Origin of the sequence: Sphingobacterium tabacisoli (assembly GCF_017908035.1) — a bacterium.
GTDB classification, from domain to species: domain Bacteria; phylum Bacteroidota; class Bacteroidia; order Sphingobacteriales; family Sphingobacteriaceae; genus Sphingobacterium; species Sphingobacterium tabacisoli.
In genome coordinates, this window is the sequence record NZ_JAEQMU010000012.1 from 1 (window position 1) to 3,177 (window position 3,177).

General features: G+C 50.5%; 2 rRNA genes. Both read right to left on the bottom strand.

The features are described 5' to 3' along the window. Positions 1–38: 38 nt before the first annotated feature. Positions 39–150: ribosomal RNA gene (gene rrf, locus JKG64_RS22915) — 5S ribosomal RNA — on the bottom strand. 90 nt (positions 151–240) lie between these two features. Continuing rightward, positions 241–3,123: ribosomal RNA gene (locus tag JKG64_RS22920) — 23S ribosomal RNA — on the bottom strand. Positions 3,124–3,177 lie beyond the last annotated feature (54 nt).

Genomic DNA, 3,177 nt, shown 5'->3' on the forward strand with positions numbered 1-3,177 from the left:
AAAAGCCCCTCCAGTTTCCTGAAGGGGCTTCGTATTAAAAAAGGCACCGACCTACTCTCCCACCTGTTACGGCAATACCATCGGCTCTGGCGGGCTTGACTTCTCTGTTCGGAATGGGAAGAGGTAGACACCGCCGATATAGGCACCTGAAATATCTTAAGCTAATAGCTAATAGCCATAAGCTGATTGACATGTTATTGAAAGAAAAAGAACAGTCAGAGAAGACAACAGGTCTATCTGCTTGGAAAGCTTCGGGCTATTAGTACTACTCGGCTTTGGTCTCTCAACCTTTACACCTATAGCCTATCAACGTTGTCATCTACAACGACCCTATAAGGAAGTCTCATCTCGTGGCTAGTTTCGCACTTAGATGCTTTCAGCGCTTATCTATTCCCGACGTAGCTACCCAGCCGTACACCTGGCGGCATAACTGGTTCACCAGCGGTCAGTCCATCCCGGTCCTCTCGTACTAAGGACAGATCCACTCAAACTTCCAACGCCCACAACAGATAGGGACCGAACTGTCTCGCGACGTTCTGAACCCAGCTCGCGTGCCACTTTAATGGGCGAACAGCCCAACCCTTGGGACCTTCTCCAGCCCCAGGATGTGACGAGCCGACATCGAGGTGCCAAACCTCCCCGTCGATATGAGCTCTTGGGGGAGATCAGCCTGTTATCCCCAGCGTACCTTTTATCCTTTGAGCGATGGCCCTTCCATACAGAACCACCGGATCACTATGTCCGTCTTTCGACCCTGCTCGGCTTGTAGGCCTCACAGTCAAGCAAGCTTATGCCATTGCACTCCCCGTACGGTTACCAAGCGTACTGAGCTTACCTTTGAAAGCCTCCGTTACCTTTTTGGAGGCGACCACCCCAGTCAAACTACCCACCAAACAATGTCTCCCACACAGTGGGATTAGAAACCGAATACAGAAAGGGCGGTATTTCAAGGTTGATTCCATGACTCCTGGCGAAGCCACTTCAACATCTCCCGCCTATCCTACACATCCTGTACCCAATTTCAATGTTAAGCTATAGTGAAGGTGCATGGGGTCTTTCCGTCCCGTTGCGGGTAATCGGCGTCTTCACCGATACCACAATTTCACCGAGCTCATGGCTGAGACAGCGCCCAGATCGTTACACCATTCGTGCAGGTCGGAACTTACCCGACAAGGAATTTCGCTACCTTAGGACCGTTATAGTTACGGCCGCCGTTTACTGGGGCTTCGATTCAATGCTTCTCCTTGCGGATGACATCCCCTCTTAACCTTCCAGCACCGGGCAGGTGTCAGGCCTTATACCTCATCTTTCGATTTTGCAAAGCCATATGTTTTTGCTAAACAGTCGCCTGGGCCTTTTCACTGCGGCTGCTCATCGCTGAGACAGCGCCCCTTCTCCCGAAGTTACAGGGCCATTTTGCCGAGTTCCTTAGCCATGACTCACTCGAGCACCTTAGGATTCTCTCCTCGACTACCTGTGTCGGTTTACGGTACGGGTTTTCTTTACCTGAAGCTTAGCGGGTTTTCTTGGAAGTCTGATTACCTGCTCTATCAGCGCCGCCGAAGCTTTGCTGTACTATTGGATTTCAGCAGGGTCGGCGGATTTGCCTACCGTCCCTATACCTACGTCTTTTAACGAACTATTCCGTCAGTTCGCGGCAGTGTCACTACTCCGTCACCACATCGCAGTAAAGAAAAGTACTGGAATATTAACCAGTTGTCCATCGGCTTTCTCCGTTCGGATGCGCCTTAGGTCCCGACTAACCCTGATCCGATTAGCGTTGATCAGGAAACCTTAGTCTTTCGGTGGGCGGGTTTCTCACCCGCCTTATCGTTACTTATGCCTACATTTGCTTTTCTATCAGGTCCACCACACATCACCATGCGGCTTCACCCCCGATAGAATGCTCCCCTACCAGATGCATTTACATGCAAATCCATAGCTTCGGTAGTAATCTTGATGCCCGTTTATTATCCACGCCCGGTCGCTCGACTAGTGAGCTGTTACGCACTCTTTAAATGAATGGCTGCTTCCAAGCCAACATCCTAGCTGTCTGGGCAACCGGACCTCGTTAGTTCAACTTAGACTACATTTGGGGACCTTAGCTGATGGTCTGGGTTCTTTCCCTCTCGGCCTTGGACCTTAGCACCCAAAGCCTCACTGCCGGCCATATCTTGTAGCATTCGGAGTTCGTCTGGATTTGGTAGGATTTGACTCCCCCGCACCCAATCGGTAGCTCTACCTCTACAAGACTCTATGCCGACGCTGTTCCTAAAAACATTTCGGGGAGTACGAGCTATTTCCCAGTTTGATTGGCCTTTCACCCCTACCCTCAGGTCATCCGGAAACTTTTCAACGTTTATCGGTTCGGTCCTCCACTGTGTGTTACCACAGCTTCAACCTGCCCAAGGGTAGATCACAAGGTTTCGCGTCTACCTCTACTGACTGTGCGCCCTGTTCAGACTCGCTTTCGCTTCGGCTGCGTGGCTGAACCACTTAACCTTGCCAGTAAAGAGTAACTCGTAGGCTCATTATGCAAAAGGCACGCTGTCACAGAATCGCTCTGCTCCAACCGCTTGTAAGCACACGGTTTCAGGTTCTTTTCACTCCCCTGTTCGGGGTTCTTTTCATCTTTCCCTCACGGTACTGGTCCACTATCGGTCTCTCAGGAGTATTTAGCCTTACCAGATGGTGCTGGCAGATTCAAGCAGGATTCCTCCGGTCCCGCCCTACTCAGGATACCACTATGCTGTCATTCTTTACCTGTACGGGGCTGTCACCCATATCGCGCAGTTTCCCACCTGCTTCCAGTTCATAGCGACAATACAATGTCGTGGTCCTACAACCCCCATATTGCCGTAACAATATGGGTTTGGGCTCTTTCGTGTTCGCTCGCCACTACTTACGAAATCATTATTATTTTCTCCTCCTACGCTTACTTAGATGTTTCAGTTCGGCGCGTTCGCGTATTATACGACTGTTCTTCAAACAGCCAGGTTGCCCCATTCGGAAATCCACGGATCAAATCACATTTGCTGATCCCCGTGGCTTATCGCAGCTTATCACGTCCTTCATCGCCTCTGAGAGCCTAGACATCCCCCGTGTGCCCTTATTTACTTTCTTCTCTCTCATAGCCCTTTTGCTACTATGGAGATGCTTTGACTAATTGTCCTGTAT